Origin of the sequence: Cupriavidus consociatus (assembly GCF_017814975.1) — a bacterium.
In the GTDB taxonomy this organism is placed as follows: Bacteria; Pseudomonadota; Gammaproteobacteria; order Burkholderiales; family Burkholderiaceae; genus Cupriavidus; species Cupriavidus consociatus.
The window spans coordinates 1-26,675 of sequence record NZ_JAGIQA010000011.1 but is presented as its reverse complement, the minus strand read 5'-3'; the positions used below and the strand labels follow the sequence as shown (position 1 = coordinate 26,675).

The 26,675-nt window shown below is 67.0% G+C and carries 23 protein-coding genes and 2 pseudogenes; 13 read left to right on the top strand and 12 right to left on the bottom strand.

Annotation, left to right across the window (positions count from 1 at the left end; genetic code table 11):
* Positions 1 to 11: 11 nt before the first annotated feature.
* The 7 genes from fliM to nadC all read left to right on the top strand — a co-directional run bounded on the left by fliM (position 12) and on the right by nadC (position 4,969).
* Positions 12 to 1,031, top strand: coding sequence for a flagellar motor switch protein FliM (fliM, locus tag J8I82_RS16380; protein WP_029047092.1), 1,020 nt, complete (start codon positions 12 to 14; stop codon positions 1,029 to 1,031).
* On the top strand, positions 1,024 to 1,476 hold the full coding sequence (gene fliN, locus J8I82_RS16375; RefSeq protein WP_209759258.1) for a flagellar motor switch protein FliN: 453 nt from the start codon (positions 1,024 to 1,026) through the stop codon (positions 1,474 to 1,476). Before fliM ends, fliN begins: the two co-directional genes overlap by 8 nt.
* A gap of 68 nt (positions 1,477 to 1,544) precedes the next feature.
* Positions 1,545 to 1,982 carry a flagellar biosynthetic protein FliO gene (fliO, locus tag J8I82_RS16370; protein ID WP_245179844.1) on the top strand — a complete coding sequence of 146 codons (438 nt, stop codon included), beginning with the start codon at positions 1,545 to 1,547 and terminating at the stop codon, positions 1,980 to 1,982.
* The gene (gene fliP, locus J8I82_RS16365; protein WP_280907206.1) at positions 1,979 to 2,800 is read left to right on the top strand and encodes a flagellar type III secretion system pore protein FliP; all 822 of its coding nucleotides are present in this window, start codon (positions 1,979 to 1,981) and stop codon (positions 2,798 to 2,800) included. The genes fliO and fliP overlap by 4 nt, the downstream gene beginning before the upstream one ends.
* Positions 2,801 to 2,858: 58 nt before the next feature.
* Positions 2,859 to 3,128, top strand: a complete 270-nt coding sequence (fliQ, locus tag J8I82_RS16360; RefSeq protein ID WP_029047088.1) for a flagellar biosynthesis protein FliQ — start codon at positions 2,859 to 2,861, stop codon at positions 3,126 to 3,128.
* A 40-nt stretch (positions 3,129 to 3,168) separates the two neighbouring features.
* Positions 3,169 to 3,954, top strand: coding sequence for a flagellar biosynthetic protein FliR (gene fliR / locus J8I82_RS16355; protein WP_209759256.1), 786 nt, complete (start codon positions 3,169 to 3,171; stop codon positions 3,952 to 3,954).
* Positions 3,955 to 4,135: 181 nt separating this feature from the next.
* Complete coding sequence (gene nadC / locus J8I82_RS16350; protein WP_209759253.1) at positions 4,136 to 4,969, top strand: carboxylating nicotinate-nucleotide diphosphorylase; 834 nt, start codon at positions 4,136 to 4,138, stop codon at positions 4,967 to 4,969.
* 116 nt (positions 4,970 to 5,085) lie between these two features.
* Here nadC and J8I82_RS16345 read toward each other — a convergent pair whose 3' ends face one another.
* Positions 5,086 to 5,631, bottom strand: a complete 546-nt coding sequence (locus tag J8I82_RS16345) for a MarR family winged helix-turn-helix transcriptional regulator (RefSeq protein WP_209759252.1) — start codon at positions 5,629 to 5,631, stop codon at positions 5,086 to 5,088.
* Positions 5,632 to 5,984: 353 nt separating this feature from the next.
* Here J8I82_RS16345 and phnN point away from each other — a divergent pair, with 353 nt between their 5' ends.
* Positions 5,985 to 7,790: a phosphonate metabolism protein/1,5-bisphosphokinase (PRPP-forming) PhnN gene (gene phnN / locus J8I82_RS16340; RefSeq protein WP_209759250.1), complete on the top strand. Its 1,806-nt coding sequence runs from the start codon at positions 5,985 to 5,987 to the stop codon at positions 7,788 to 7,790.
* 43 nt (positions 7,791 to 7,833) lie between these two features.
* Positions 7,834 to 8,826: a tripartite tricarboxylate transporter substrate binding protein gene (locus tag J8I82_RS16335; RefSeq protein WP_209759248.1), complete on the top strand. Its 993-nt coding sequence runs from the start codon at positions 7,834 to 7,836 to the stop codon at positions 8,824 to 8,826.
* Positions 8,827 to 8,866: 40 nt separating this feature from the next.
* On the opposite strand, the gene J8I82_RS16330 is transcribed toward J8I82_RS16335, so the two are convergent.
* The 6 genes from J8I82_RS16330 to J8I82_RS16305 form a co-directional block, all read right to left on the bottom strand.
* Positions 8,867 to 10,096, bottom strand: a complete 1,230-nt coding sequence (locus J8I82_RS16330) for an RtcB family protein (protein WP_209759246.1) — start codon at positions 10,094 to 10,096, stop codon at positions 8,867 to 8,869.
* A 93-nt stretch (positions 10,097 to 10,189) separates the two neighbouring features.
* The gene (locus tag J8I82_RS16325; protein WP_209759244.1) at positions 10,190 to 11,164 is read right to left on the bottom strand and encodes a threo-3-hydroxy-L-aspartate ammonia-lyase; all 975 of its coding nucleotides are present in this window, start codon (positions 11,162 to 11,164) and stop codon (positions 10,190 to 10,192) included.
* A gap of 112 nt (positions 11,165 to 11,276) precedes the next feature.
* The gene (locus J8I82_RS16320; protein ID WP_209759242.1) at positions 11,277 to 12,908 is read right to left on the bottom strand and encodes a methyl-accepting chemotaxis protein; all 1,632 of its coding nucleotides are present in this window, start codon (positions 12,906 to 12,908) and stop codon (positions 11,277 to 11,279) included.
* A 364-nt stretch (positions 12,909 to 13,272) separates the two neighbouring features.
* Positions 13,273 to 14,031 (bottom strand): enoyl-CoA hydratase/isomerase family protein, encoded by a 759-nt coding sequence (locus J8I82_RS16315; protein ID WP_209759241.1) that lies wholly within the window; start codon positions 14,029 to 14,031, stop codon positions 13,273 to 13,275.
* 3 nt (positions 14,032 to 14,034) lie between these two features.
* The gene (locus J8I82_RS16310) at positions 14,035 to 14,823 is read right to left on the bottom strand and encodes a glutathione S-transferase family protein (RefSeq protein ID WP_245179826.1); all 789 of its coding nucleotides are present in this window, start codon (positions 14,821 to 14,823) and stop codon (positions 14,035 to 14,037) included.
* The gene (locus tag J8I82_RS16305; RefSeq protein ID WP_209759239.1) at positions 14,820 to 15,800 is read right to left on the bottom strand and encodes a quinone oxidoreductase family protein; all 981 of its coding nucleotides are present in this window, start codon (positions 15,798 to 15,800) and stop codon (positions 14,820 to 14,822) included. Before J8I82_RS16305 ends, J8I82_RS16310 begins: the two co-directional genes overlap by 4 nt.
* 216 nt (positions 15,801 to 16,016) lie before the next feature.
* On the opposite strand from J8I82_RS16305, the gene J8I82_RS16300 reads away from it, so the two are divergent.
* Together J8I82_RS16300 and J8I82_RS16295 are read left to right on the top strand one after the other, a co-directional pair.
* Positions 16,017 to 17,228: a CaiB/BaiF CoA transferase family protein gene (locus J8I82_RS16300; RefSeq protein WP_209759237.1), complete on the top strand. Its 1,212-nt coding sequence runs from the start codon at positions 16,017 to 16,019 to the stop codon at positions 17,226 to 17,228.
* Between the two features lie 37 nt (positions 17,229 to 17,265).
* Positions 17,266 to 18,252 (top strand): Bug family tripartite tricarboxylate transporter substrate binding protein, encoded by a 987-nt coding sequence (locus J8I82_RS16295; RefSeq protein WP_209759235.1) that lies wholly within the window; start codon positions 17,266 to 17,268, stop codon positions 18,250 to 18,252.
* 10 nt (positions 18,253 to 18,262) lie between these two features.
* On the opposite strand, the gene J8I82_RS16290 is transcribed toward J8I82_RS16295, so the two are convergent.
* The 5 genes from J8I82_RS16290 to J8I82_RS16270 form a co-directional block, all read right to left on the bottom strand.
* A complete protein-coding gene (locus J8I82_RS16290) occupies positions 18,263 to 18,949 on the bottom strand; it encodes a GntR family transcriptional regulator (RefSeq protein WP_209759233.1) in 687 nt (228 codons plus the stop codon).
* Positions 18,950 to 19,091: 142 nt separating this feature from the next.
* Positions 19,092 to 21,215, bottom strand: a complete 2,124-nt coding sequence (locus J8I82_RS16285; RefSeq protein WP_209759231.1) for a catalase — start codon at positions 21,213 to 21,215, stop codon at positions 19,092 to 19,094.
* Between the two features lie 277 nt (positions 21,216 to 21,492).
* Positions 21,493 to 22,995, bottom strand: coding sequence for a tripartite tricarboxylate transporter permease (locus tag J8I82_RS16280; protein WP_209759229.1), 1,503 nt, complete (start codon positions 22,993 to 22,995; stop codon positions 21,493 to 21,495).
* A 10-nt stretch (positions 22,996 to 23,005) separates the two neighbouring features.
* Positions 23,006 to 23,467 (bottom strand): tripartite tricarboxylate transporter TctB family protein, encoded by a 462-nt coding sequence (locus tag J8I82_RS16275; RefSeq protein WP_209759227.1) that lies wholly within the window; start codon positions 23,465 to 23,467, stop codon positions 23,006 to 23,008.
* 315 nt (positions 23,468 to 23,782) lie between these two features.
* Entirely contained in the window at positions 23,783 to 24,595 is an 813-nt protein-coding gene (locus tag J8I82_RS16270) for an IclR family transcriptional regulator (protein ID WP_209759218.1), read from the bottom strand.
* 96 nt (positions 24,596 to 24,691) lie between these two features.
* On the opposite strand from J8I82_RS16270, the pseudogene J8I82_RS16265 reads away from it, so the two are divergent.
* A pseudogene (locus tag J8I82_RS16265) lies at positions 24,692 to 24,796 on the top strand (tripartite tricarboxylate transporter substrate-binding protein); the annotation flags it as partial.
* 311 nt (positions 24,797 to 25,107) lie between these two features.
* Positions 25,108 to 26,622 (top strand): annotated as a pseudogene (locus J8I82_RS16260) (alkaline phosphatase D family protein); the annotation flags it as partial.
* Positions 26,623 to 26,675: the final 53 nt, after the last annotated feature.

Genomic DNA, 26,675 nt, shown 5'->3' with positions numbered 1-26,675 from the left:
CAGGACACCAGATGGCCTACGACAAGTTCCTCTCGCAAGACGAGGTCGACGAGCTGCTCAAGGGCGTATCCGGCGAGGCCGATACGCCCAAGGCCAGCGAGCCGGCGCTGGACGACAGCGGGGTGCGCCCGTACAACCTGGCGACGCAGGAACGCATCATCCGCGGCCGCCTGCATACGCTGGAAATCATCAACGAGCGCTTTGCCCGATCGCTGCGCTCGGCACTGTTCAATTTCATCCGCCGCGGCGCGGATATTTCGGTCGGCAGCATCAGGATCGAGAAGTTCGGCGATTTCGCCCGCAACCTGCCGATGCCGACCAACCTGAACCTGGTCCACCTGAAGCCGCTGCGCGGCACGGCGCTGTTCGTCTACGACCCGAACCTGGTGTTCCTGGTGGTGGACAACCTGTTCGGCGGCGACGGCCGCTTCCACACGCGCGTGGAAGGCCGCGACTTCACCCAGACCGAGCAGCGCATCATCCAGCGCATGCTGGAGCTGACGCTGGCCAGCTATGGCAGCGCCTGGCGCACCGTGCATCCGATCGAGACCGAGTACATCCGCTCGGAGATGCACACCAAGTTTGCCAATGTCGCCACGCAGAACGAAGCCGTGGTGACCACCGCCTTCCATATCGAACTGGGCGCCGTCGGCGGGCAGCTCCACGTATGCCTGCCGTACGCGATGATCGAGCCGCTCAAGGACCTGCTGATGAATCCGCTGCAGGACGAGAAGGAAGTCGACAAGGGCTGGGTCAACCAGCTGTCAAGGCAGCTGCGCGCGGCCGAAGTGGAACTGGTCGCCGAGTTCGCGCACCTGCAGAGCACGGTGGCCGAAGTGCTGGCGCTGCGCGCCGGCGACGTGCTGCCGATCGAGCTGCCGGAGAAGATCTTCGGCAAGGTGGACGGCGTGCCCGTGATGCAGTGCGGCTTCGGCACCATGAATGGCCAGTACGCGCTGCGGGTAGAACGAATGATCAATCACCAGGACGGCGATTCCCACCTGGACACCGAGGACACCGATTATGAGTGAGGGCTTCGAGGACAAGCCGGTCGATCCGATGGACGACTGGGCCAGCGCGCTGGCGGAGCAGACCAGCGCCACAGCTGCGGAGGTGCCCGCCGCGGCCCCTTCGTCCTCCTCCGCGACCGCGGCCACCCCGGCTGCCGCCACTGTCTTCCAGCCGCTGGCGAAGGAAGCGGCCAGCGGCTTCCACAACGATATCGAGATGATCCTCGATATCCCGGTGCAGCTGACCGTGGAACTGGGCCGCACCAAGGTACCCATCAAGAACCTGCTGCAGCTGGCACAGGGCTCGGTGGTCGAACTGGACGGGCTGGCCGGCGAGCCGATGGACGTGCTGGTCAACGGCTACCTGATCGCGCAGGGCGAGGTGGTGGTGGTGAACGACAAGTTCGGCATCCGCCTGACGGACATCATCACGCCGTCCGAACGCATCCGCAAGCTGAACAAATGACCATGCGGAAGTACCCCGCGCTCGGTGCCGGCCCCCTCCGGGCCATCGGCGCCAGCCTCGCCACGCTGATGCCGGCGCTGACCCCGGCGCTCGCACTGGCCGCCGACGGCAAGCCGGCACCGGCCATCAGCGGCGCGGGCAGCCTGGCCCAGGCCGGGCTGGGGCTGTTTGCCGTGATCGCGCTGATCCTCGGCATGGCCTGGCTGGCACGGCGTGCCGGGCTGGTGCGCCATGCCACCGGCGGAATGATGAAGGTGGTCGGCAGCACCATGCTGGGGGCGCGCCAGCGGCTGGTGCTGGTGGAAGTCGGCGACACCTGGCTGGTGCTGGGCGTCAGCCCCGGCGAAATCCGCCCGCTGCACAGCATGCCGGCGAACGCCACTGGCGGTACCTACGCTGACCCCCTTACCCCGGCGGCACGCGCCACCGGCATGCCGCAACCGCCGACCGGCGGCACCTTCGCCGAGAAGCTGCTGCGTTCGCTGCAATCCCAGTTCAAGTCATGAATTCCCTGCGTGCCGCATGGCGGCGCCGCCTGCGGCCCGCGCGCCTCGCCGTGGCCGCGCGCCGTTGCCCGTTGTCGATTGCCTTGGTCCTGGCGCTTGCCGCCGCCGTACTGGCATTGGCGCCCGCGTCTGCCTGGGCGCAGCAACTGCCCGGCGTGGTCAGCAAGCCCGCCCCGGGCGGCGGCCAGATCTGGTCGCTGCCGATCCAGACGCTGGTGCTGCTGACCTCGCTGTCGTTCCTGCCGGCGGCGATGCTGATGATGACCGGCTTCACCCGCATCGTCATCGTGCTCGGCCTGCTGCGCAACGCGCTGGGCACGGCCACCTCGCCACCCAACCAGGTGCTGGTGGGGCTGTCGCTGTTCCTGACCTTCTTCGTGATGGCGCCGGTGTTCGACCGCGTCTACAACGACGCCTACAAGCCGCTGTCGGAAAACAAGATCAGCCTGGAAACGGCTGCCGCCAGGGCCGCCGAGCCGCTCAAGGCCTTCATGCTGCGCCAGACCCGCGAAAAGGACCTGGCGATGTTTGCGCAGATGGCCAAGGCACCGGAGATGCAGGGCCCGGAAGAGGTGCCGCTGAGCATCCTCGTGCCCGCCTTCGTCACCAGCGAGCTCAAGACCGCGTTCCAGATCGGCTTCACCATCTTTATCCCGTTCCTGATCATCGACCTGGTGGTCGCCAGCGTGCTGATGGCAATGGGCATGATGATGGTGCCGCCGGCAACCATCTCGCTGCCGTTCAAGCTGATGCTGTTCGTGCTGGTGGACGGCTGGCAGCTGCTGCTGGGATCGTTGGCGCAGAGCTTCATGAACTGAGGCCGGCAGCCTCGACCCCCTCGCATTCCCCAGCCATCGCATTTCCCAGGACCGAGCCATGACACCGGAAACCGTAATGACCATCGCCACCCAGGCGATGAAGATGACGCTGCTGCTGGCCGCGCCGCTGCTGCTGGTGGCGCTCGCGGCCGGCCTGGTGGTGAGCCTGTTCCAGGCCGCGACGCAGATCAACGAGATGACGCTGACCTTCATCCCCAAGCTGATCGCGCTGTTTGCCACCATGGTGCTGGCCGGTCCGTGGATGATCAACACCATGGTCGACTACATGCGCGAGGTGTTCCAGAGCATTCCCGCGCTGGCCCACTGACGCCCCCTCCTTTCCGCATTCCGCCTGCCGACAGACTGCCGTGGTCGAATTCACTTCTGCCCAGCTCTACGGCTGGCTCGCGGCATTCCTGTGGCCCTTTTTCCGCATCCTGGCGCTGATCGGCACCGCACCGCTGTTCGGTGAATCGACCATTCCGCGGCGCGCCAAGATCGCGCTGTCGGCGATGATCGCGATGGTGGTGTCGCCCACCATCGCGCAGCTGCCAGCGGCGCCGGTGTACTCCTTCGACGGCCTGCTGATCATCCTCAACGAGGTCGGCATCGGCCTGGCCACCGGCTTTGTCATGCGGCTGGTCTTCGCCACCGTGCAGCAGGCCGGCGAAATCATCGGCCTGCAGATGGGCCTGTCGTTCGCCTCCTTCTTCGACCGTGCAGCCGGCGGCCAGACCATGGTGCTGTCGCGCTTCCTCAACGTCGTCGCGGTGCTGCTGTTCCTGGCGCTGGACGGCCACCTGATGATGCTGGGCGCGCTGGTCGACAGCTTTAACGGACTGCCTATCGGGGGCACGCCGCTGTCGGCGGGCGGCGCCATGGCGGTGGCGCGCGCCGGCGGCATGGTGTTCGCATCGGGCCTGCTGCTGGCGCTGCCGATGATCGCCGCGCTGCTGACGTTGAACCTCGCCATGGGCATCCTCAACCGCGCCTCGCCGCAGCTGTCGATCTTCGCGGTGGGCTTCCCGGTGACGCTGTCGGGCGGCTTCCTGGTGCTGATGCTGGTGATGCCGCAGATGGGCACCTACATGCAGCACATGATCGAGGCAGGGTTGGAATCGATCGGGACGGTGCTGGGGCAGTTCGGGCGCTAGCGCGCCGCCACGGTGCGCTGCGGCGCCGAACAAGCCCTGGTTCCTGCCGGCACGCTGCCGCGCATCTTATCTTAGATGTCGAATATTTCTTGACACGAAGCGGCAAGGCGCTAGTATTACGCCATGTACTTCGATCTCTAAGATTATTGAGGTACCGCAACCACCGTTCAGGAGCCCTTACATGTACGACCTCTACGCCACGGACAAGCTGATCGACCTCTGGTTGACCGAAGATATCGGTATCTGCGACTTGACCGTCCAGACCATGATCGAACCGGGTGAGACCGGCACCTTCTGCATGAACGCCCGCGAGCCGATGATCATTGCGGGTATCGACGTGGCGGCTCGCATCTTCGCCCGCTACGATCCCACGCTGTCGATCGATGTGCGCGTCGCGGATGGCGACAAGGTCGCCAAGGGCGCGGTGCTGCTGAACGTGAGCGGCAACGCGCGCAGCGTGCTGACGGCGGAGCGCACCGCGCTCAACATCATGCAGCGGCTGTGCGGCATTGCCAATCACACGGCCACCTATGCCCAGGCCATTGCGCATACCAAGGCGCGCCTGATCGACAGCCGCAAGACCACGCCTGGACTGCGCGCGCTGGAAAAGCATGCCGTGACCTGCGGCGGCGGCCTGAACCACCGGCTAAGCCTGGACAATGGCGTGATGATCAAGGACAACCACATCGCCGTGTGCGGCAGCATCGCCGCCGCGGTGCAACGCGTGCGGCGCAAGCTGCCGGTGCTGACCAAGCTGGAAGTGGAATGCGACCGGCTGGAGCAGGTGCATGAGGCACTGGCTGCCGGTGTCGACGTGATCATGCTGGACAACATGCCGGTGCCCGACATGAAGGAAGCCGTACAGATCGTCAATGGCCGGACCAAGGTCGAGGCCTCGGGGGGGATTCGCCTGGAAACGATCCGGGCGGTGGCGGAAACCGGCGTTGACTACATCTCGACGAGCAAGATCACGCAGTCGGCACCGGCCGTGGATATCGGGCTGGACGAAGCCTGACGCCTGCCGGCTCAAGCGCCTCCATCCTTAGCGCGGTTTCACGCCTTCTACCCAAGGCATTCACCCTCGCCGGCCTGGCCCGCGAGGGCCTTTTCATTGGCGCCAGCCGAGTATGGCTACAGGTCCGACAGCAGCCGTCCCACCTCCTGCGTGGACGGCACGCGCCGGCCGTTCTCGGCCGACGCGATCTCGTCGGCGACCAGGCGCTTGGCGATGGTGATCAGTACGCGGCGCGTGGTCAGCACATCTTCTTCGCTCACCCCTTCCACGCTGAGTTCATTGACCTCGGTGGCCAGCGGTTCGAGCTTGCGGCGCAGCGCGCGCCCGGTCTTGCTCAGGAACACATGCACCTTCTTCTTGTTGCCGGGAAGGTGGGTGCGTTCCACGTAGCCCAGCGCCTCCAGCGCCTTCACCGCCGCAAAGGTGGTCGGCTCGGTCACGCCGGCGCGCTCGCTCAGCTCGCGTTGCGACAGGCCGTCATGGCGCCACAGGATGCGCAGGATGGTCCAGTGGCCGTACGACACTGAATGCTCCGCCAGGCGCAGTTGCAGCGCCCGGATATAGGCGCGCGCGGCGTCCTTTACCAGGTGAGCAAGCCGCTCTTCATCGGCTTCATCCGGTGGGGTGATGGTGACCGGGGCATCCGGCTTTCTTGTGGCCATAGTGGTGACGGGAAGTGAAACGCATCCATGCGGCACCGGACAAGGCGGTGCCCGCAACAGCGCACATGATAGCGCCTCTGCCCTTGCGTGCGGCGCCGCCGAGTCCCGGCGCCCATTCCCGGATTCAGCGTTCACTTCATCAGTGCGCCGTGCGCGCAACCGATGCATGAGGCACCGCGAGCGCGCACGCCGCTTACCCGTGTTTTCCCCTACGAGAACACGAATCCCGCGTACACACTGGATTTGCGGGCAGTGGCGCGCTCTTTGCATTACCTTAGACATCGAACTTTTCTTGACACCCCTCTGCCCGGTGCTAGCATTGCCACATATCTTCGACATCTAAGGTATTTGTCATGAACACGACCGGCACATTCTTCTTTGTTGTGGGACCCAGCGGCGCGGGCAAGGATTCGCTGATGGACGGTGCGCGCGCAGTGCTCGACGACAACTATGTGTTCGCGCGGCGCGTCATCACGCGACCCGATGGTTCAGGCGGCGAAGCGCATGAGGGTGTTTCCGAGACCGAATTCGCGCGGCGCCAGCACAGCGGCGAGTTCCTGGTGACCTGGGATGCGCACGACCTGCGCTACGGCTTGCCCCGGTCGCTGATGTCGGAACTGGAACGCGGGCGCAATGTCGTCGCCAACGGCTCGCGCGCCGTCATCGCGGAGCTTGCCGGTCGCTTGCCGCGTTTCGTGGTGGTCCTGGTGACGGCGCCGCGCGACGTGCTGGCCCGGCGCATTGCAGCGCGCGGGCGTGAATCGGGCGACCAGGTTGCCCGGCGCGTGGCGCGGGCCGGGGCAGCGCTGCCGCCGGACGTCCCTTGCATCACGGTGTCGAATGACAGCACGCTCGAGGTGGGCATGGCCCGCTTCATCGAAGCGCTGCGGCACGGCACCGGGGCATCCGGCAACGGATCGCCGGCCAGCCGCACCAACCTGATGGCCAAGCTGCGCGGCGAGCCGCTCGACGAAGCCGCCTATGTGGCCGTGCTGCGGGACGCCATTGCCGGACGGTACACCGAGGCCGAGCTGACCGAGTTCCTGGTTGCCGCCACCCGCACGCTGACCGACGACGAAGTCGTGGCCCTGGCGCGTGCTCGTACGGCATTCACGCCGCGCATCGCCTGGGATGAGCCGGTCGTCGTCGACAAGCATTCCATCGGTGGCGTGCCCGGCAGCCGCATCACGCTGGTCGTGGTGCCGATTGTCGCGGCGTACGGGCTGGCGATGCCCAAGACATCGTCGCGCGCCATCACCTCCGCCGCCGGCACTGCCGACGCCATGGAGACCGTGGCGCGCGTCGACCTGGCCCACGACGACGTGCGCCGCTGCGTGGCCCAGGCACGCGCCTGCATCGCATGGAACGGCCGCCTGAACCACTCCGTTGTCGACGACGTGATGAACGCGATCACGCGGCCTCTGCGCCTGGATTCGCGCCGCTGGTCCGTGGCGTCGATCCTGTCGAAGAAATACACCGCCGGCGCCACCCACGTCATCGTCGACCTGCCTTATGGCCCGCAAACCAAGCTTGCCACGCGCGCCGACGCGCAGGCGCTGGGCGCGATGTTCGAGCACGTCGGCAAGGGACTCGGCCTGCACGTGCGCGCGCTGGTGACGGACGGCAGCCGTCCGATCGGCCGCGGCATCGGGCCCGCCCTGGAAGTGCGCGACGTGCGCCTGGTGCTTGGCAACGATCCCGGTGCGCCCGCGGATCTGCGGGAGAAGGCATTGCGCTTCGCCGGCGAAATCATCGCCTTCGATCCGCGCGTGGGATCGTCCGACCAGGGCATGCGAATTGCAACCGCCCTGCTGAACGAAGGCAAGGCAAAGGCAGCATTCGATCGCATTGCCGCGGCGCAGGGCGCCCGCCCCGATCCCGTAGCGCCCGGCAGGCATGTGCGCGTGGTGAGCGCTGCCACGCCGGGCCGCGTGGCGGCCATCGATGGACTGCAGATCTCCGGTGTCGCGCGCGCCGCCGGAGCACCCCGCGATGCCGGTGCAGGCATCGACCTTCTGTGCACCATCGGTGCAAAGGTGGCGCAAGGGCAACCTCTGTACCGCATCCACGCGGACAGCGATGCAGCACTTGAGGCAGCCGCGGCACTGGCACGCGCGGGCGGCGAGTGCTGCGAGGCAGTGCGTATAGATCCCGATTGACCGGCTTTCCCCCTTCCTTCACCCTAACCGACGAGGCACATCAATGAGACCCCTATCCGTCGTCCGCAGTCTGGCATCGCTGCTCTTTGTCGCAGGCAGCCTGGCAACCTTGCCAGGACGCGCCGAGGCGAACATTGCAGGTACCTTCCCGCAGAAGCCCATCCGCATGGTGGTGACGTTCCCGGCCGGAGGAGGGACCGATTCGCTGGCGCGGCTGATCGGGGCCGACATCAGCAAATCGCTGGGGCAGCCGGTGGTGATCGACAACCGGCCCGGCGCCAGCGGCAACATCGGCGCTGAATTCGTCGCCAAGAGCCCGGCCGACGGCTACACGCTGCTGATCGTCAACAGCAGCTTCGCCATCAACCCGAGCGTCTTCAAGAAGCTGCAGTTCAATCCGAAGTCCGATTTCAGCGCAGTCATCACCTTCGCTTCGGTGCCGTCGGTGATCGCCGTGCCCTCGCACTCGAAGCTGCGCACATTCAACGACCTGCTGGCGGCGGGCAAGAGCGGCACGCCGCCCAGCTACGCGTCATGCGGCAACGGCACGCCGCAACACCTGGCCGGCGAACTGCTGAAGGTCTCGGCGAAGATTGACATGCTCCATGTGCCGTACAAGGGCTGCGCGCCCGCCATCGCGGACGTGCTGGGCAACCAGGCCGATGTCAGCGTCAATACGCTCACCAACACCATTCCCTACCTGAAGAGCAACAAGCTGCGCGCGCTGGCCGTCACGTCGAAGGCGCGCTCGCCGTTCCTGCCGGACGTGCCGACCGTGAGCGAACTGGGTGTGGCCGGCTACGACGTCGACCAGTGGTTCGGGATCCTTGCGCCGGCCCACACGCCGCCCGAAATCGTGCAGAAGCTGAACGCGGAAATCGCCAGGGCTATCGCCAAGCCCGAGGTCAAGGCTGCGCTGACGCAGCTCGGCTTTGCCACAACCACCAGCACCCCTGCCGAGTTCCAGAAGCTGGTGAGCACCGATATCGATCGCTGGCAGAAGTTCACGACGAAGATCAACCTGCTCGTCGACTGACGATCCGGGGCACCGGCCGGGCTACGGCGGCCAGACCTGCCTATCCCTTCACGCACACCACCTGCCGCAGCGTATGCACCACCTCGACCAGGTCCGACTGCGCCGCCATGACCGCGTCGATGTCCTTGTATGCCATCGGGATCTCGTCGATCACCGCGGCGTCCTTGCGGCATTCCACCCCTTCGGTGGCGTGCTTCTGGTCGGCCACGGTGAAGCGGCGCTTGGCTTCGCTGCGGCTCATGGTGCGGCCGGCGCCGTGGCTGCATGAACAGAACGATTCCGGATTGCCCTTGCCGCGCACGATGAAAGAGCGGGCGCCCATCGAGCCGGGAATGATCCCCAGTTCGCCAGCGCGCGCACTGACCGCGCCCTTGCGTGTCACCAGCACCTCCTTGCCGAAGTGATGTTCCTTCTGCACGTAGTTGTGGTGGCAGTTGACGGCTTCAAGCCGTGACTGGAACGGCTTGCGCAGCACGCGCTGCGCCGCGGCCAGCACCGCTTCCATCATCAGCTCGCGGTTGCGGCGCGCGAACGCCTGCGCCCACGACACCGCGAACACATAGTCCTCGTAGTGCTGCGAGCCTTCGGCAAGGTAGGCCAGGTCGCGATCCGGCAGGTTGGCCAGGTGACGCTGCATGTCCTGCTGCGCCAGCGTGATGAAGGTGGTGCCGATGGCGTTGCCCACCCCGCGCGAGCCGGAGTGCAGCATGAACCAGACTGCTTGCGACTCGTCCACGCAGACCTCGATAAAGTGGTTGCCGGTGCCGAGCGTGCCCAGGTGGTTCCGGTGGTTGGTGCGCGCCAGTTGCGGGTATTTGTCGGTAATGCGGCGGAAATCCGCTGCCATGCCCGCCCAGGCGGCGTCGACGTGCGTGGGCACCGAGCCCCAGGCGCCCGCGTCGCGGCGCCCGCCCTGCGCGGTGCGGCCGTGCGGCACGGCGTGCTCGATCGCGCTGCGCAGCGGGCCGAGATTGTCGGGCAGGTCCGAGGCGGTCAGCGAGGTCTTCACCGCCATCATGCCGCAGCCGATATCCACGCCCACCGCGGCCGGTATCACCGCGCCCACGGTCGGAATCACCGAGCCGATGGTCGAGCCCTTGCCGAGGTGCACGTCCGGCATCACCGCCAGGTGGCGGAAGATAAACGGCATCTGCGCGGTATTGACCAGCTGCTGGCGCGCGGCGTCTTCCACGGGGACGCCGCGGGTCCACATCTTTACCGGCTTGCCGGCGCCGGTCTCGAGAACGTCATAATGCTGCCTGGCGGTCATGGTCTGTCCTGCTCTGTTTGCGTTGCAGGTTAGACGGCCGGGTGCCGCACGGATTCCGCGCACGGATTCCGGAGAACGCAAGGCAGCCGCGGCTCAGCCCGGCTGCCCCTGCAGGAAGCCGGCAAAGCTGCCCAGGTCGACATTGCCGCCCGAGACGATGATGCCCACACGCTTGCCCCGCACGTCGAGCTTGCCGTGCAGCACGGCGGCGGCGGCCAGGCAGCCGGTGGGCTCGACCACGATCTTCATGCGGCCGGCGAAGAACTTCATGGTCTCGACCAGTTCGGCGTCCGAAACGGTCACGATATCGGCTACCAATTCGCGGATCACGGCAAAGGTGTACTGGCCCAGGAAGGGAGTCTGGGCACCGTCAGCGATGGTGCGCGGCGTATCGATGCGGACGATCTCGCCGCTGCGCAGGCTGCGCTGGCCGTCGTTGCCGGCTTCGGGCTCGACGCCGTAGACCGCGCAGCCGGGCGACATGGCGTGCGCCGCCACGGCACAGCCCGACAGCAGCCCGCCGCCGCCCAGGCACACCGCCAGCGTGTCCAGCGGGCCGGTTTCCTCCAGCAGTTCCTTGGCCGCGGTGCCCTGGCCGGCCATCACGTGCGGATGGTCGTACGGCGGGATCAGCGTCATGCCGCGCTCGGCGGCGATGCGCCGGCCCAGCGCCTCGCGGTCCTCGGTGTAGCGGTCGTACAGCACCACCTCGGCGCCATAGCCGCGCGTGGCCTCGATCTTGATCGCCGGCGCGTCCTGCGGCATCACGATCACCGCCTGTACGCCAAGCAGCCGGGCCGACAGCGCGATCGCCTGCGCGTGATTGCCGGAGGAGAACGCCAGCACTCCGCCGGCCTTCTGCTGCGGCGTGAACTGGGCGATGGCGTTATAGGCGCCGCGGAACTTGAAGGCGCCGATGCGCTGGAAATTCTCGCACTTGAAGAACAGCTGCGCGCCCGTGGCCGCGTCCGCGGTCGCGGAAGTCAGCACCGGCGTGCGGTGGGCTGCGGCGCGGATGCGGTCGTGGGCGGCGGCGACGTCTTCGAAGGAGATCGGCAGATTGGGCATGGTGGTGGCGAGGAAAGGAGTGGGACAGGCAAGTCTACGCTTCCCGCTCCCCCGATGCATCCGGCGCCCGCGTTTGCCCTCTCCCGCATGCGGGAGAGGAAACACCGCAGCGCTATGCCGTCGCCAGCGCGCCTGCCTGACGGCGCGCCGCAACTGCCCCGCCCGACACCGCGCGTCCGCCACCCTCACCCGGCAGCCGGAAGAACGCCACCACCTCGTTCAGCTCGCGGCCCTGCTCTTCCAGCGCGCGCGATGCCATGGCGGCCTCGTTCACCAGCGACGCATTCTGCTGCGTCACCTGGTCGATCTGCACGATGGCCTGGTTGACCTGCTCGATGCCGCGGCTCTGCTCGGCCGATGCTGTGGCGATGTCTTCCACGATGCCGGTCACGCGCCCCACCGCCTGCGTCACCTCGGCCATGGTCTGGCCGGCTTCGCTGGCGAGCGACGAGCCGTCCTGCACCTGGCGGCCCGAAGCCTCGATCAGTTCCTTGATCTCCTTGGCCGCGCTCGAGGACCGCTGCGCCAGCCCGCGCACCTCGCTGGCCACCACCGCGAAGCCGCGCCCCTGCTCGCCCGCGCGCGCCGCCTCGACCGCGGCATTGAGCGCCAGGATATTGGTCTGGAAAGCAATGCCTTCGATGATGCCGGTGATCTCGGCAATCTTGGCCGAACTGGCGCTGATGTCCTGCATGGTGCCGACCACGCGCTGCACGGTGGCGCTGCCGCGCTGCGCCACCTCGGCGGCATTGCGCGCCAGCTCGCTGGCCTGGCGTGCGTTGTCGGTGTTCTGGCGCACGGTCTCGGTCAGCTCCTCCATGCTGGCCGCGGTCTGTTCCAGCGACGCGGCCTGCTCTTCGGTGCGGCTGCTCAGGTCGGCATTGCCGGTGGCGATCTCGCTGGTCGACAGCGCGATATTGGCACTGCTGGCGCGCACCTGTGTGACGGTGGCGGTCAGGCGCTCGTTCATGTCGCGCAGCGCCGCCAGCAGGCGTCCGGTTTCGTCGTTGCGGTCCACCTCGATGCGCGCACCCAGGTTGCCCGCGGCGACGGTGTCAGCCACGTCGACGGCGCGTTCGATCGGCCGCGTGATCGCACGCGTGATCAGGATTCCGCCCGCCGCGGCAATGGCCGCCGACACCAGCGAGATCAGGATCAGCAGGTTGCGCTGGCTCTCGTAGTCGGCCTCCAGCTTGCGCTCCATCTCCTTCTGCCGTGCCTTGGTGAAGTCCGCGTAGGCGTCGGTCGCCTTGATCAGCGCCGTCAGCAGCGGCCGGCATTGCTTGTCGATGCGCGATACCGCTTCCTCGACCTTGCGCTCCACCGCCAGGCCGACAATGGTGGTCGCCACCGGTCCGTACTGCGCTTCAACCTTGGCCACGTCCTCGACCAGCTTGCGCGCTTCGTCGCTGGCACCAGCCTGCCGCACCATATCGTTGAGCTGCGCCAGCCGCACCTGCACGTCCTGGTGCGCGCGCAGCGCCTCGGCCTTCTCGCGCTCCAGGTCGGCCGGATCTGTCACCAGCACCAGGTTGCGTGCCGCGATGGCGCGCCGGTCCACCGCGCTGCGCACCTGCGCGGCCATCTCGGCACGCGCGTTCAGCCCGTTGAGATAGCCATTGAAGCCCTCGGTCGCGTCGCCCAGCGCATGCAGCGAATACGCCGAAACCACGAGCACCATGCCCGCCAGCGTGCCGAATCCCGCCAGCATTCGTGTGCGGATAGACAGATTCCTGAAACCCATGATCACTCCCCCTTTGCCGTCCGGTCAGACGATGCGCTTACCTTGACTTGAAAATGGCGAAAGCCACCACTGCATGCCACATGCCGCATGCAACGCTGCGCGCACCCGTTCCTGCTGTCCGGCCGGCATCCGCGCTGCGCGCCGGGTGTATTGCCCGTGGCGTCATCGCGTTTCCGTGCTCTGTGTTGCAGGTGGCTAACGGCCGCCTAATGCCGAACTGATCCCTACCGGAGTGGGGACACAGGTAGCAAAGTCCCTGACCCTGCCCGCAATGTGCGTTCGTTTTCACAACATGCGCGCAGCACTTCGCCCGGGGAACATCAAGGGGTCTTCCGATGGGTTTCCCGTGGAGCAACAGCCGTGTTCAGGTGCCGGTAAAGCGAGGCTCGCGCTTCTCCTGCCACGCCAGCGCGCCCTCTCGAATGTCCTGCGACTGGGTAGCGCGGCGGATGTCCTCGGCCAGTGCCGAAGCATCCAGCGCGCCGCGGCCGATCGCATTCAGGTGCCGCTTCATTCCCTGGACCGCCAGCGGCGCCAGCCCGGCCACCGTGGCGCTCAGCTGTTCGGCACGCTCGCGCAGGCGCTCGGCCGACAGCAACTCGGTAAGAAAGCCGCAGCGCAGCATCTCGTCGGCATTGAGGCGCTCGGCGGTCAGGAACAGGCGCTTGGCGTAGTTAAGGCCCAGGCGGCTGACATAGCGCTCCATGCCGCGCTGGTAGAAATGCAGGCCAAGCCGTGCGGCCGGCATGAACATGTCTGCGGCCTCGGTGCCGAGCCGGAAGTCGCACGCCAGGGCCAGGTCGGTGCCGCCGCCATAGACGCCGCCGTGGATCTCGGCGATGGTGACGGCGCGGCAGTCTTCCAGCGCATTGACCAGCGGCTCGAAGCCGACGCCGCGCTCGCCCGCGGCGAGCTTGCCGATATCGAAGCCGCTGCAGAAATACTTGCCGGTACTGCGCAGCCGCAGCACGCGCGCCTCGCTGCCGTTGACCGTCTCGATATGCCGCATCAGCGCGGCGAGGTCATCGGGGCCGAGCCGGTTGGCCACGTCGGGGCGGCGCAGGGTGATAGTGGCGACATGGCCAGCCATGTCGAGCGCGGGAAGGGAATCGTCGGTGTGCATCGTTCAAGCTCCGTGGTTGTTTCCATGGTTGTTTCCGTGCCCGGCATCGCGGCCGGCCAGCGCGGCATCGAAGCGCTCCAGCCGCGCCCTGGCATAGGCGGGCCGCGCCTGCACGCGCTGCCACCATGCCGACACCGCGGGCGCGCCGAGGGCCTGCGGGGCCAGCTCGGCAATGCGCGCGGCAAAGGGGACCGCAGCAATGTCGGCGAGCGTGTACTGCGCGCCCAGGAGCCAGTCGCCGTCAGCGAGCATGGCTTCCATGCGCGGCACCAGCGCGAGCAACTGGTCCAGCGCCGCGCGCTTTTCTTCATCGGTATAAGGACGCCGCGCGATACGCAGCCACGCCTCACGGCGCTCCGCGGTGGGAATGCGCGCGAGGCGCTCAGCCAGCGCCGCATCGCTCCACCGCGCGGCCACCGGCTGCAGCGCCAGGCTCCAGTTCAGCACCAGCAGATGGGGCAGCAGCTTCTCGTCGGTCCAGCGCACGAAGTTGCGCATCACGGCGCGCTGATAGGGGTCGACTGGCCGCAGTGGCGGCTGCGGACGGATTTCGTCGAGGTATTCGCAGATGGTGCTGCTTTCATGCAGGAAACGACCGTCTTCCAGTACGAGTGCTGGCACCACGCCGTTCGGGTTCATCGCCAGGAACGCGGGCGTATGGTGCTCCTGCGCCGCGAGGTCGACCGGGACGCTGTCATAGTCGATGCCCTTTTCGGCCAGGCACAGGCGCACGCGGCGCGAAGCGCTCGACAGCCAGCCGTGGAACAGCTTCATCCGCGCGGGGCCGGTCATGGCACCAGCACGGCCGAGCCGGTGGTGGCGCGGCCTTCCAGGTCGCGATGCGCGTCGCGGACCGCGCTGAGCGGGTAGCGCCGGTCGACTGACAGGCGCAGGTGCCCGGCTTCGACCGCCTTGAACAGCGTTGCCGCGGCGCCCGCCAATGCCTGAGGCGTGGCGATGTACGTGCGCAGCGTGGGCCGCGACACGAGCAGCGAACGCGCGTGCAGCAACTGCAGGTCAAAGGCCTCGACATCGCCCGAGGCGGTGCCGTAGTTGATCGCCATGCCGCAGGGGCGCAGGCATTGCAGCGACGGCACGAACACGTCCTTGCCGACTGCGTCGTAGACCACGGCCACGCCCGCGCCATCGGTCAGCGCCAGCACGGCCGCAACGAAGTCGGTCTCGCGGTAATTGACGACATGGTGGCAACCATGCGCCAGCGCCACGTCGCGCTTGGCCTCGCTGCCGACGGTGCCGATCACCGTGGCGCCGAGCGCGCGCGCCCATTGCGACAGCAGCACGCCCATGCCGCCAGCCGCGGCGTGGACCAGCACGATATCGCCCGGCTGCACAGCGTAGAGGCGCCGCAGCAGGTATTCGGCGGTCAGGCCGCGCAGCAGCGTGGCGCCGGCGACGTCTTCCGGCATGGCGTCCGGCAGCGGCACGATGCGGCCGGCGGGGACGTTGCGCGTCACCTGGTAGGCGCCGGGGTGCATGCACGCCACGCGCTGGCCCACGCTGATGCCTTCCACGCCGGCACCGACGGCGGTCACCTTGCCGGCGCCGACCGAGCCCAGCGTCACTGGAAACGGCGCCGGCGCATGCGGGCCATGCGCACCCTTGCGCTGGTAGATGTCGGCGAAATTCACACCGATGGCGGACTGGCGCAACTGGACTTCGCCGGGGCCGGGCGGCGCGACACCAATCTGGCAAAACGCCAGCACTTCAGGCCCGCCATGTTCATTTATACAAACGATGTCTGTCAGCATACAAAAGTCCTGGAAGAAAAGGGGTAGCACCACGTAAGAGCCAATGGCATGGCGTCGTCATCATTACACGAAAAGTGTTACTTAATACACTTAGTGGCGTGCAGCGCCTTCGCAGGCTAGCGCAATCCATACACCTGCGCATCATGGAAACTCCGTATACGTATTTTTTATTATCATCTTTGTATACTCATACACGGATCCCACCAAGGACTTGCCATGACGCCACCCTCCCCCGGCTCCGCCGCAGACCTGCCGCTGTCCGGCATGACCGTGCTTGACCTCTCCATCGCCCGCGCCGGCCCGGCGGCGGTACGCCTGCTGTCCGACTGGGGCGCCGACGTGATCCGCGTCGAACCGCCGCCGCCGCAGGACCGCGGCTCGGTCACCGGGCGCCGCCGCGGCTCGGACGAGCAGAACCTGCACCGCAACAAGCGTAGCCTGTGCCTGGACCTGAAGACGCCGCAGGGCACCGAGGTGCTGGCGCGGCTGGTGCGGCACGCTGACGTGGTGGTGGAGAACTTCCGCGCCGCGGTCAAGGAGCGGCTCGGCCTGACCTACGAGCGCCTCAGCGCGATCAATCCGCGCGTGATCCTGGCGAGCATCTCAGGTTTCGGCCAGGACGGCCCGTATTGCGAGCGGCCGGGACTCGACCAGATCGTGCAGGGCATGTCCGGCCTGAGTTCGGTCACCGGCGTACCGGGCCAGGGACCGCTGCGCGTGGGCATCGCCATCTCCGACACCACCGCGGGCATGTTCCTGGGACAGGGCATCTTGCTGGCGCTGTTGCAGCGCCAGCGCAGCGGCCGGGGTCAGTGGGTCCACACCTCGCTGATCGAAGGCATGCTCAACAAGCTGGATTTCCAGGGCGCGCGCTACACCGTCGACGGTGAAGTGCCCACGCCGCAAGGCAACGCGCATCCGACGCTGGTGCCGATGGGCACCTACCGCTGCCGCGATGGCGTGGTCAATATCGCCGCCAGCACCGACCGCATGTGGAGCAACTTCTGCCGCGCACTCGAAGCCGGCTGGCTGCTGGACGATCCCGCCTTCCAGACCGCCGCGGGCCGTGCCGCCGAGCGGCACCGGCTGGACGAAGCCATCAACCGCTGCACCGCCGGCTTCAGCGCGGCGGAACTGACCACGCGGCTGAACGCCGCCGGCGTGCCGTGCGGCCCGGTGTTCGATATCGGCCAGGCCTTTGAAGACGCGCAGGTGCGCCACCTGCGCATGACCCGCCCGGCCGAGCACCCGGTGCTGGGCCAGCTGGATCTGCTGCGCTCGCCGATCAACCTGTCGGCGGCGCCGCACCCCGAGCGCTTTGCCCGCGCCGCGCCCGATCCCGGCGAGCACACGGACGAGATCCTGCGCGGCCTGGGCTACGACGCCGCCGCGGTGGCGGCGCTGCGCGCGGCCAGCGTGGCCGCCTGAATGGCAGACCGCTGCCCACAATAAAAAGGAGACAACGATGAAATACCTTTTCGCTCAGGCGGGGCGCGTTGCCGCGACCGCAGCAGTCGCCGCGCTGGCCGCCTTGCCCGGCATAGCCACGGCGCAGGACTACCCCAGCCGCCCGATCCGTCTGCTGGTCGGCTACACCCCGGCCGGGGCCGCCGACTATGTCGCGCGCATGTTCGGCGAAGCCCTGTCGAAGGAGCTGGGCCAGACCGTGCTGGTCGACAACAAACCCGGCGCCGGCAGCACGCTGGCTTCGGCCGCGCTGGCGCAGGCCGCACCGGACGGCTATACGCTGGGACTGGCCACGGCGACGCTGTACGGCATTGACCAGCAGCTGTACAAGGCACGCTACAAGGCAACCGACTTCACGCCTATCACGCGGCTGACCGTGTCGCCGCTGATCCTCGCGGTCAACAAGAACCTGAACATCGCCGACGTCAAGGGGCTGGTGGCCAGGGCGAAGGCGCAGCCTGGCAAATTCAACTACTCGTCGTCCGGCATCGGCGGCTCGCCGCATATCGCGGGACTGCAGTTCGAGAAGGCCACCGGCGTGCACATGACGCACGTACCGTACAAGGGCGGCGCGCCGGCGCTGCAGGCGGTAGCTGCGGGCGAGGTGGAGCTGTCGTTCGGCACCGCGTCGTCGGTGCTGCCGATGGGTACCCAGGGGATCGTGAAGATGATCGGCGTGACCACCTCCCAGCCCTCGGCGGTGGCGCCGGGGCTGCCGGCGCTGGCGCAGGCCGGCCTGCCCGGATTCGAGTTCACGTTCTGGTTCGGGCTGTACGGGCCCGCGGGCCTGCCGGCGGAAATCCGCGACAAACTGTTCGCGGCAGCGTCCAAGGTGATGGCCGATCCGCAACTGCGTGCCAAGCTGGCATCGAACGGCAGCGAGGTGTCGACTTCGGCGTCGCCGGCGGAATTCGGCAAATGGGCCGGCGTGGATGGCAAGTCGGCGCTGGAGCGGATCGCCCAGGCCGGCGTGAAACTGGACTGAGCCAGCGGCCCTAGCGGCGCGCTCGCTTGCTGCCGGCTTCGTCGCCGGGCATCGAGGCAATCATGTCGGCATAGACGTCGCCGCCGGTGGCGATATGGCGCACCATCGCAGCGGCCGCTTCTTCCTCGCTGCCGCGCTCGATCGCCGCCATCACAGCCTCGTGCTCTTCAAGCGAGGCCAGGATGCGCGCCGGCTTTTCGAAGCGCAGGTCCCGCATGCCGCGCATCCGTGCGCGCATGGTGCGGATCTGCCGCGACAGGATGTCGTTGCAGCAGGCCTCGTAGATGACGTCGTGGAACGCGTCGTTGGTTTCGCGGTAGCGCTGGGAATCGGCCTGCCCGGCCGCGGCGCGACAGGCCGCGAGTGCCTCCTGCATGGCGCTGCGCTGCGCCGGCGTGATGCGGCGCGCCGCCAGCCGGGCCGCCAGCGCCTCGAGCTGCACCAGGATCTCGTTCATGGCGACGTACTCGCGCAGCGTGATTGACGACACGATCGCGCCCTGGCGCGGCACGAGGTCGACCAGGCCGGCCGACTCCAGCTGGATCAGCGCCTCGCGCACCGGCGTGCGCGACACGCCGAAGCGCGCCAGCAGCTGCTGTTCTTCCAGTTGCGTGCCGCTGGGCAGTTTCCCCGAAAGAATCTCCTGCTCGATCGCGGCGCGGATGGTGTCGGACAGGCTTTTCTTTTCTTCGGGCATGGACTGCGGAGGCTGCGGAGGACGGGGATGGCGTGATTCTACCGCGCCCTGCGTATTCATTGATGCCCGTTGTGTGCACAGGACGCGCCCAGGACCGCGCCGGCCGGCGACGGCCGGCGCTGCATTCCTGGCCCGCACGCCTTCAGGCCAGCATCCGCACCTGCGGCTCGCGGTCCCACTGCCTCGTCCTGGCTGCCGCGATGAAGCGCGTGGTATCGCTGGCCGGCACCACCCCGTTATCGGGCTTGAGGTTGGCTCGCGCCAGCAGCGCGTCGCCACCGTCATCGGCCGCGATGGCCTTCAGGTGCGCGTAGGCAAAGCAGACGAAGTCCAGCGCCGCGCTTTCCTGCGACAGCTGCGCCGCGCCGTCGGCGGACAGCACCACCGCCACCGCATCGAACATCACGGACGGGGTGCCGGCAAGCTGGCCGTCGGCGGCCAGCCTGGTGCCATCGGCCAGCACCGCGCCGCCGACCCTGGGCGCGACGATCTTGACCGTGGCGCCCGCGGTGGTCGCCGCCTGCCGGATTGCCTCGACGGTGGCGCCATCGGAGCCATCGGCAACCAGGATGCCAACCTCGCGCCCCTGCAGCGTGTCTTTCATGCGGCCGATGATCTGCAGCGCCGGCGACGGCGGCAGGTCCTGCACCGGTGCGGCGGTGGGCAGCGGATCGGGCACCTGGTCCAGCGCCAGGCCGTCGGCGACGCGACGGCCCAGTCCGTCGTCGATATTGCGCAGGTGCGCCACCATGCGCGCGCGCACGTGCACATGCTCGACCTTGGACAGCTCGAACACCAGCGCCGAGGCGATATGCGCCTGCTCTGCGCGGGTCTGGCTGCGGAAGAACATGCGCGCCTGGCTGTAGTGGTCGGCAAAGCTCTCGGCGCGGATGCGGCCCTTGTCGCCCTGCTCGGGCACGCGCGCGCTCGGGAAGCCAAGGTCCGGCGCCTCGCGCGGGGATGCGTCGTCGAGCGAGCTGGGATCATAGGCCACGCGTCCGCGCGGCACCTCCATCTGCATATGGCCATCGCGCTGATGGTGGGCGAACGGGCACTTGGGCGCGTTGACCGGGATCTGGTGGAAGTTTGGCGAGCCCAGCCGCAGCAGCTGCGTGTCGAGGTAGGAAAACAGCCGTCCCTGCAGCAGCGGGTCGTTGGAGAAATCCACACCCGGCACGATATTGGCCGGGCAGAACGCCACCTGCTCGGTCTCCGCAAAGAAGTTGTCGGGCCAGCGGTCGAGCACCATGCGGCCGATGATCTTCAGCGGCACCGTCTCTTCCGGGATGATCTTGGTGGGATCGAGATGGTCGAACGGAAACTTCGCCGCATCGTCCTCGGTAAAGAGCTGCACGCCCAGTTCCCACTCCGGGAAGTTGCCTGACTGGATGGCGTTGAACAGGTCGCGGCGATGGAAGTCGGGATCGGCGCCGGCAATCTTGACCGCCTCGTCCCAAACCGTCGACTGCAGCCCCAGCCTGGGCCGCCAGTGGAACTTGACGAAGGTGGAGTTGCCCTGCCCGTCGAGCAGCCGGAAGCTGTGCACGCCAAAGCCTTCGATCATGCGCAGCGAGCGCGGGATGGTGCGGTCCGACATGATCCACATCACCATGTGCATCGACTCGGGCGTGAGCGAGATGAAATCCCAGAACGTGTCGTGCGCGCTGGCCGATTGCGGGAACCCCCGGTCCGGCTCCATCTTGACCGAGTGGACCACGTCGGGAAATTTCATCGCGTCCTGGATAAAGAACACCGGGATGTTGTTGCCGACCAGGTCCCAGTTGCCTTCCTTGGTATAGAACTTGACCGCGAAACCGCGCACATCGCGCGGCGTGTCGACCGAGCCGGCACCGCCGGCCACGGTGGAGAAGCGCGTAAAGACCGGCGTCTTCTCGCCGACTTCCGTCAGCATCCTTGCCGTGGTGTAAGCCGCGAGCGACTCGGTCAGCTCGAAGTAGCCATGCGCGGCCGAGCCGCGCGCGTGGACGATCCGCTCCGGGATGCGCTCATGGTCGAAGTGTGTAATTTTTTCCCGCAGGATGAAATCTTCGAGCAGGGTCGGGCCGCGCGGATTTGCCCGCAGCGAGTTCTGGTTGTCCGGAACAGGAATACCTTGCGCGGTGGTGAGCGGCGAATGGCTGCCGCCGGCGGTCTGGTGCAGTTCACCGCCGGTGCCGCGCCGGGCGTCGCCGTAGCCCGCTGGCGTGCCTGCTGCCGCCTGGCCTGCAGCGTTGTTTGCCTTGGGCTTTGCCTGTTTGTCGGCCATATCGATCTCCTTGCGCTGGTAGTTGGAGGACGGGAGGAATGGGAACCTTCGCGATGGGGCTTGCTATCGGCTAGATAGTTGATATCTATTGAGTGCCTTACGCCGATAACAGGGCCATCCAACTGCCAGCAATTGCCGGGCCTGCCGATATGGAAGGCCTGGCTGCAAACCCAAGGATGCCGTATGTGCTTCCCGTCAGCCTTCTGAACAGGCAAAAAAAACCGGCACGGAGGCGCAATGCCCGCGTGCCGGCGTGAGGAAAGGCTGGACCGTTGTCCTACTCCTCCTGAAAAGCCTCCTCCCGCTTCGCCTTGATCGACGGCAGCGCCACGACCGCCACCAGCGCCGCGGCGGCCACCAGCAAGCCCAGCGACAGCGGGCGCGTGGTGAACACCGAAAAATCCCCGCGCGACAGCAGCAAGGTGCGGCGGAAGTTCTCCTCCATCATCGGCCCCAGCACAAAGCCCAGCAGCAGCGGCGCGGGTTCGCAGCGCAGCTTGTGGAAGATGTAGCCGATCAGGCCGCACGCGGCCGCGGCGAACACATCGAAGACCGTGTTGTTGACCGAATAGACACCGATGCTGCAGAACACCAGGATCGCCGGGTAGAGGAAGCGGTATGGCACGGTCAGCAGCTTGACCCAGATGCCGATCAGCGGCAGGTTCAGCACCACCAGCATCAGGTTGCCGATCCACATCGAGGCGATCAGGCCCCAGAACAGCGCCGGGTTGCTGGTCATCACCTGCGGACCGGGCTGGATGTTGTGGATGGTCATCGCGCCCACCATCAGCGCCATCACCGCATTGGGCGGGATGCCCAGCGTCAGCAGCGGGATGAACGAGGTCTGCGCCGCGGCATTGTTGGCCGACTCAGGCCCTGCGACGCCCTCGATCGCGCCCTTGCCGAATTCATGCGGATGCTTCGACGTCTTCTTCTCCAGCGAATACGCGGCGAAGGATGCCAGCGACGCGCCGCCGCCCGGCAGGATGCCCAGCGACGAGCCCAGCACGGTGCCGCGCAGCACGGCCGGGATCATGCGTTTGAAGTCCTCCTTGTTCGGGAACAGGCCGGTGACGCGGTCGGTAAAGGTCTCGCGGTGCTCCTTCTGCTCCAGGTTGGCGATGATCTCGGCGAAGCCGAACAAACCCATCGCGAGCGCCGTGATGCTGATGCCGTCGGTCAGCTCCGGCACGTCGAACGAGAAGCGCGCCGCGCCCGAGTTCACGTCGGTGCCAACCAGCCCGAGCAGCAGGCCCAGCACGATCATCGCCACCGCCTTGACCAGCGATCCCGACGCCAGCACCACGGCACCGATCAGCCCGAGCACCATCAGCGAGAAATACTCGGCGGGACCGAACTTGAATGCCAGCTCCGACAGCGGCGTGGCGAATGCGGCCAGGATCAGCGTGGCCACGCTGCCGGCGAAGAACGAGCCGATGCCCGCGGTGGCAAGCGCCACGCCGGCCCGGCCGCGCCGCGCCATCTGGTAGCCGTCGAGCGTGGTCACCACCGCCGACGACTCGCCCGGCAGGTTGACCAGGATGGCAGTGGTCGAGCCGCCGTACTGGGCGCCGTAGTAGATGCCGGCCAGCATGATCAGCGCGGCCACCGGCGGCAGCGTGTAGGTGATCGGCAGCAGCATGGCGATGGTGGCCAGCGGCCCCAGGCCCGGCAGCACGCCGATCAGCGTGCCGAGCACGCAGCCGAGGAAGGCATAGGCCAGGTTCTGCAGCGACAGCGCGGTGGAGAATCCGAGTGCGAGATGACTGAGCAGTTCCATCGGGTGTCTCCTAGTTGGTGAAGATCGCCGGCCACACCGGCATCTGCAGGTTGATGCCGTAGACGAAGGCAACCGTGCTGATCGCCACCAGCACCACCGCGTTCAGGATGGCACCCTTCCAGGTGAACTCATGGCTGGCCATCGACGACACCAGCACCAGCGCAAGCACCGACAGCACCATGCCCAGCGGCTTGAGCACGAGGCCGAACAGCACGACCGAGCCGAGGATCCACAGCAGCGTCTTGATGTCCCAGCGGGCCATGCGATCGGCATCGCCTTCTTTCGACATGGCGCCGAACGCCACCACGGCGCCGAGCAGCGCCAGCACGATGCCGAGCCAGAACGGGAAATATCCGGGGCCCATCCGGGCGGCAGTGCCCATGGAGTAGCCACGGGCGACGAAGGAAAAACTCAGGCCGACGACGATGAACATCAGGCCGGACAGGAAGTCGGTTTGTTTGCGTATGCGCATGCAGGATCCTTGAAGCTGGGGGGCGACAGAAGGCGCCAACGGGGTGGCGCCGGCTTCTGGAGCCCGAACAATACATCATGTCGTGATATATTTTCCGGCGTCCAAGGGTTATTCCTTAGAAATCCGGCAGCGCGGCAGTCGCTTGCTACACGTCAGCGATCGCCATTGCGCCGAGACAATGAAGACATGGAGACGCATACGGGCCGCAGCCGTGAGACACGATGCTGCGGCGAGGAAGATGTGTGAAAGGAGGAGGGAACGGAGGCGCGGAAGGCCGCGCAGGCACCAGCGTGAGCGAGGCCCTCGCTACGCCCGCTAGTCTGCGTCCCCGGCGCCGATCGCACCGCTGGCCATGACCTGCTCCATGCTCAGCTGCGCGATGCTTTGATCGTAGCGGGCGCCATTGCCGCCCAGCACAGCGGTGGCCTGCCGCGCGACCTTGAGCAAGGTCGCCACTGCCGCGTACATCGTCGGCGCCGCGGCAAGCCGCTGCTTCGGGCCCGACAAGGTCAGCGCGCCCACCAGCGCGCCGGTGGCGCCGAACACCGGCACCGAGGCCGAGGCGGTCTCGGCGTCGCGCTCGCCGTACGACGCCGCCCATAGCCGCGCCCGCACCTCGCCCCAGCGCTCGTCGCCGGGTTCGGTGAAGGCTCGCAGCAATTTGCCCGAGGCGCCGCGGTCGATCGGGAAGGCATCGCCGACGCCGATCGAGACGCGCACCGCACGCGCCGGTTCGACGCGATAGAGCACGAGGCGCTGGTCGCCCTGGCGCACGTAGAACGATGAGGTTTCACCCAGCTCGCGGCTGACCTGCTCGAGCAGCGGCTCGATCACCGGACCGACGCGGAACGAGCGCTGGTAGATCGCCGCCAGCCGCAACGGCTCCGGTCCGATCGCATACTGGCCGTCGTCGAGCTTGCGGATATAGCCGCCATGCTCCAGCGCCGCCAGCAGTCGCAGCACGGTGCTCTTGTAAAGGCCCGTGCGGCGTGACAGTTCAGTCAGCGACAGGCGCTCGTCGGCCGGTTCGAAGGCGCCGAGGATGGCGAAGGCGCGGTCCAGCACGGCGACGCCGCTGGAGGTCTCCGGGGCGCCGGACGGGGGTTGTGCGGGTTGTTTGTCTTCCATGGTGTGAGGCGGCCAAAGTTCTGCCTAGTAGAACACAAGTCCCACATTTTTTGAAATCAACGGGTATTAGCCGAATTAGTTTCGCCGCATTTCGGCACTGCCATGCCGATGATCAAGGCCGGCAAGATCCGCGCGCTGGCAGTGACGTCGGCCAAGCGGCTGCCGTTGCTGTCCGCCGTGCCTACCGTTGCGGAGTCGGGCGCGCCAGTTCCTGTGGATCTATGACGGCGCGCCGCAGCGCGACGTGCCCTAGCCAGTCGTTGATGAATCATTGCATCGCCGCGAGACACGTGCGTCTCGTTGCCATGCAAGACTGGCAAGGCCGTGCACAACGAATCGTGGCACCAGTCATCCTTTTCCTATATCGATGTCGGCGCTTCACCGACGGCGAAGACGGAGGGCGACCACTAGTATCCATGCATCAAGCAGTCACGCCTCCCACAAAAAACTGATGCCCTCTCCGGCGTCCGGGGCGCGACTGCGCTTCGCAACCCGAGAGAAGGAGAACGATCATGGATCGACGCCAGTTCTTGAAGTGGGGAAGTTTCATGACCGTCACGATCGCCACCGGCGGCCTGACTGCCTGCGGGGGCGGTGACGACGATGAGCCCGATACGGGCAATCCGGAAAACTTCAATTTCGTACACGGGGTCGCCTCGGGAGATCCCAAGCCTGACAGCGTGGTGCTGTGGACCCGCGTCGAAGGCAACAACGGCAAGCGGCCCGTGGTGGTGCGCCTGCAAGTCTCGACGCAGCAGGATTTCCCGCCGCAATCGCTGCTGGTCAACGAGCCGCTGATGGCCCGTCCGGAATGGGACTACACCATTCGCAACAAGGTCACGGGACTCACCGCCGGCACGCGCTATTTCTACCGCTTCCTGCTCGGCAACCGCGCCAGCACCGTGGGCCGCACGCGCACCGCCGCCGCGGCCGGCACGCCGCTGTCGCAGCTGCGCTTTGCCTTTGTCAGCTGCCAGGACTGGAATGCCAACCACTGGGCAGGCATGGAAGAACTGGTGCAGCAGGACCTGGACTTTATCGTCCACGTCGGCGACTACATCTACGAGGCCGTGCCCGGCGGCTCGCGCGCCGGCCTGGTGGAAGACCGCCACGCCGCGCTGCAGCTGCCCAACGGCACGGTGCTGCCGGATGCCAGCGTCTACGCCACCACGCTTGACGACTACCGCTACCTGTACCGCAGCTACCGCAGCGACACGCGCCTGCAGGCGCTGCACGCGGCCTTCCCGATGATCGCGATCTGGGACGACCACGAGTTCTCGGACAACTGCTGGCAGGATCGCCAGGTCTACGACTCGGACGACGACCAGACGCCGCGCACGGCGCGCCGGCGCGCCGCCAGCCAGGCGTGGTTCGAATACCTGCCCGCCGACGTCAGCCTCGACCTCAACAACCCGTCGTTCCAGAACATCCAGATCTACCGCGCCTTCACCTTCGGCAACCTGGCCACGCTGCTGATGACCGACGAGCGCCTGTACCGCGCCGACCACGTCATGCCGGAGGAAACCATCGGGCGCACCGTGGGCAGCCTGTACTTCGTTCCCGCCGCGACGCTCGCCGCCACCGAGGCGCAGAAGATCAGCGCCGCCGGCAATGCGCTGACGCCGGTATCGATGCTCGGCGACACGCAGCGCGCCTGGTGGCAGGATCGTGTGGGCGGCGCCAATACCACGTGGAAGCTGTGGGGCAACCAGCTCTCGCTGCTGCGCATGCAGATCGACGTCACCAAGGCCGTCGCTGACCTGATCGCGCGGGCGCTGGTGCAGGCCAACAGCGCGCTGTCATCGCTCCGATCGGCCATTGCCAGCGCGCTGGAAAGCGACCTGGCCGCGGCCAAGGCGGCCGGCACCTATGCCAACCTCGCGTACACCGCACTGCGTAACGTGCTGTCGCAGGCCGGCATCGATGCGGCGGCCTTCGATGCCAACATCCGGCCGCATATAGAAAGCCGGCTGCCCGCGATCGCGCTGCTCGACCGCCTTATCCTCTCAAGAAACAGAAGTGAAGGTGGTTGTGTTCATGCGGCTTCTACTGGATTGACCTGAAACCCAAGGGCCGCGGC

Excerpts from the sequence above, each read along its gene's own strand:
- fliM (WP_029047092.1), top strand. The coding sequence starts at position 12 with ATGGCCTACGACAAGTTCCTCTCGCAAGACGAGGTCGACGAGCTGCTC.
- fliN (WP_209759258.1), top strand. The coding sequence starts at position 1,024 with ATGAGTGAGGGCTTCGAGGACAAGCCGGTCGATCCGATGGACGACTGG.
- fliO (WP_245179844.1), top strand. The coding sequence starts at position 1,545 with ATGCCGGCGCTGACCCCGGCGCTCGCACTGGCCGCCGACGGCAAGCCG.
- fliP (WP_280907206.1), top strand. The coding sequence starts at position 1,979 with ATGAATTCCCTGCGTGCCGCATGGCGGCGCCGCCTGCGGCCCGCGCGC.
- fliQ (WP_029047088.1), top strand. The coding sequence starts at position 2,859 with ATGACACCGGAAACCGTAATGACCATCGCCACCCAGGCGATGAAGATG.
- nadC (WP_209759253.1), top strand. The coding sequence starts at position 4,136 with ATGTACGACCTCTACGCCACGGACAAGCTGATCGACCTCTGGTTGACC.
- J8I82_RS16345 (WP_209759252.1), bottom strand. The coding sequence starts at position 5,631 with ATGGCCACAAGAAAGCCGGATGCCCCGGTCACCATCACCCCACCGGAT.
- phnN (WP_209759250.1), top strand. The coding sequence starts at position 5,985 with ATGAACACGACCGGCACATTCTTCTTTGTTGTGGGACCCAGCGGCGCG.
- J8I82_RS16335 (WP_209759248.1), top strand. The coding sequence starts at position 7,834 with ATGAGACCCCTATCCGTCGTCCGCAGTCTGGCATCGCTGCTCTTTGTC.
- J8I82_RS16330 (WP_209759246.1), bottom strand. The coding sequence starts at position 10,096 with ATGACCGCCAGGCAGCATTATGACGTTCTCGAGACCGGCGCCGGCAAG.
- J8I82_RS16325 (WP_209759244.1), bottom strand. The coding sequence starts at position 11,164 with ATGCCCAATCTGCCGATCTCCTTCGAAGACGTCGCCGCCGCCCACGAC.
- J8I82_RS16320 (WP_209759242.1), bottom strand. The coding sequence starts at position 12,908 with ATGGGTTTCAGGAATCTGTCTATCCGCACACGAATGCTGGCGGGATTC.
- J8I82_RS16315 (WP_209759241.1), bottom strand. The coding sequence starts at position 14,031 with ATGCACACCGACGATTCCCTTCCCGCGCTCGACATGGCTGGCCATGTC.
- J8I82_RS16310 (WP_245179826.1), bottom strand. The coding sequence starts at position 14,823 with ATGACCGGCCCCGCGCGGATGAAGCTGTTCCACGGCTGGCTGTCGAGC.
- J8I82_RS16305 (WP_209759239.1), bottom strand. The coding sequence starts at position 15,800 with ATGCTGACAGACATCGTTTGTATAAATGAACATGGCGGGCCTGAAGTG.
- J8I82_RS16300 (WP_209759237.1), top strand. The coding sequence starts at position 16,017 with ATGACGCCACCCTCCCCCGGCTCCGCCGCAGACCTGCCGCTGTCCGGC.
- J8I82_RS16295 (WP_209759235.1), top strand. The coding sequence starts at position 17,266 with ATGAAATACCTTTTCGCTCAGGCGGGGCGCGTTGCCGCGACCGCAGCA.
- J8I82_RS16290 (WP_209759233.1), bottom strand. The coding sequence starts at position 18,949 with ATGCCCGAAGAAAAGAAAAGCCTGTCCGACACCATCCGCGCCGCGATC.
- J8I82_RS16285 (WP_209759231.1), bottom strand. The coding sequence starts at position 21,215 with ATGGCCGACAAACAGGCAAAGCCCAAGGCAAACAACGCTGCAGGCCAG.
- J8I82_RS16280 (WP_209759229.1), bottom strand. The coding sequence starts at position 22,995 with ATGGAACTGCTCAGTCATCTCGCACTCGGATTCTCCACCGCGCTGTCG.
- J8I82_RS16275 (WP_209759227.1), bottom strand. The coding sequence starts at position 23,467 with ATGCGCATACGCAAACAAACCGACTTCCTGTCCGGCCTGATGTTCATC.
- J8I82_RS16270 (WP_209759218.1), bottom strand. The coding sequence starts at position 24,595 with ATGGAAGACAAACAACCCGCACAACCCCCGTCCGGCGCCCCGGAGACC.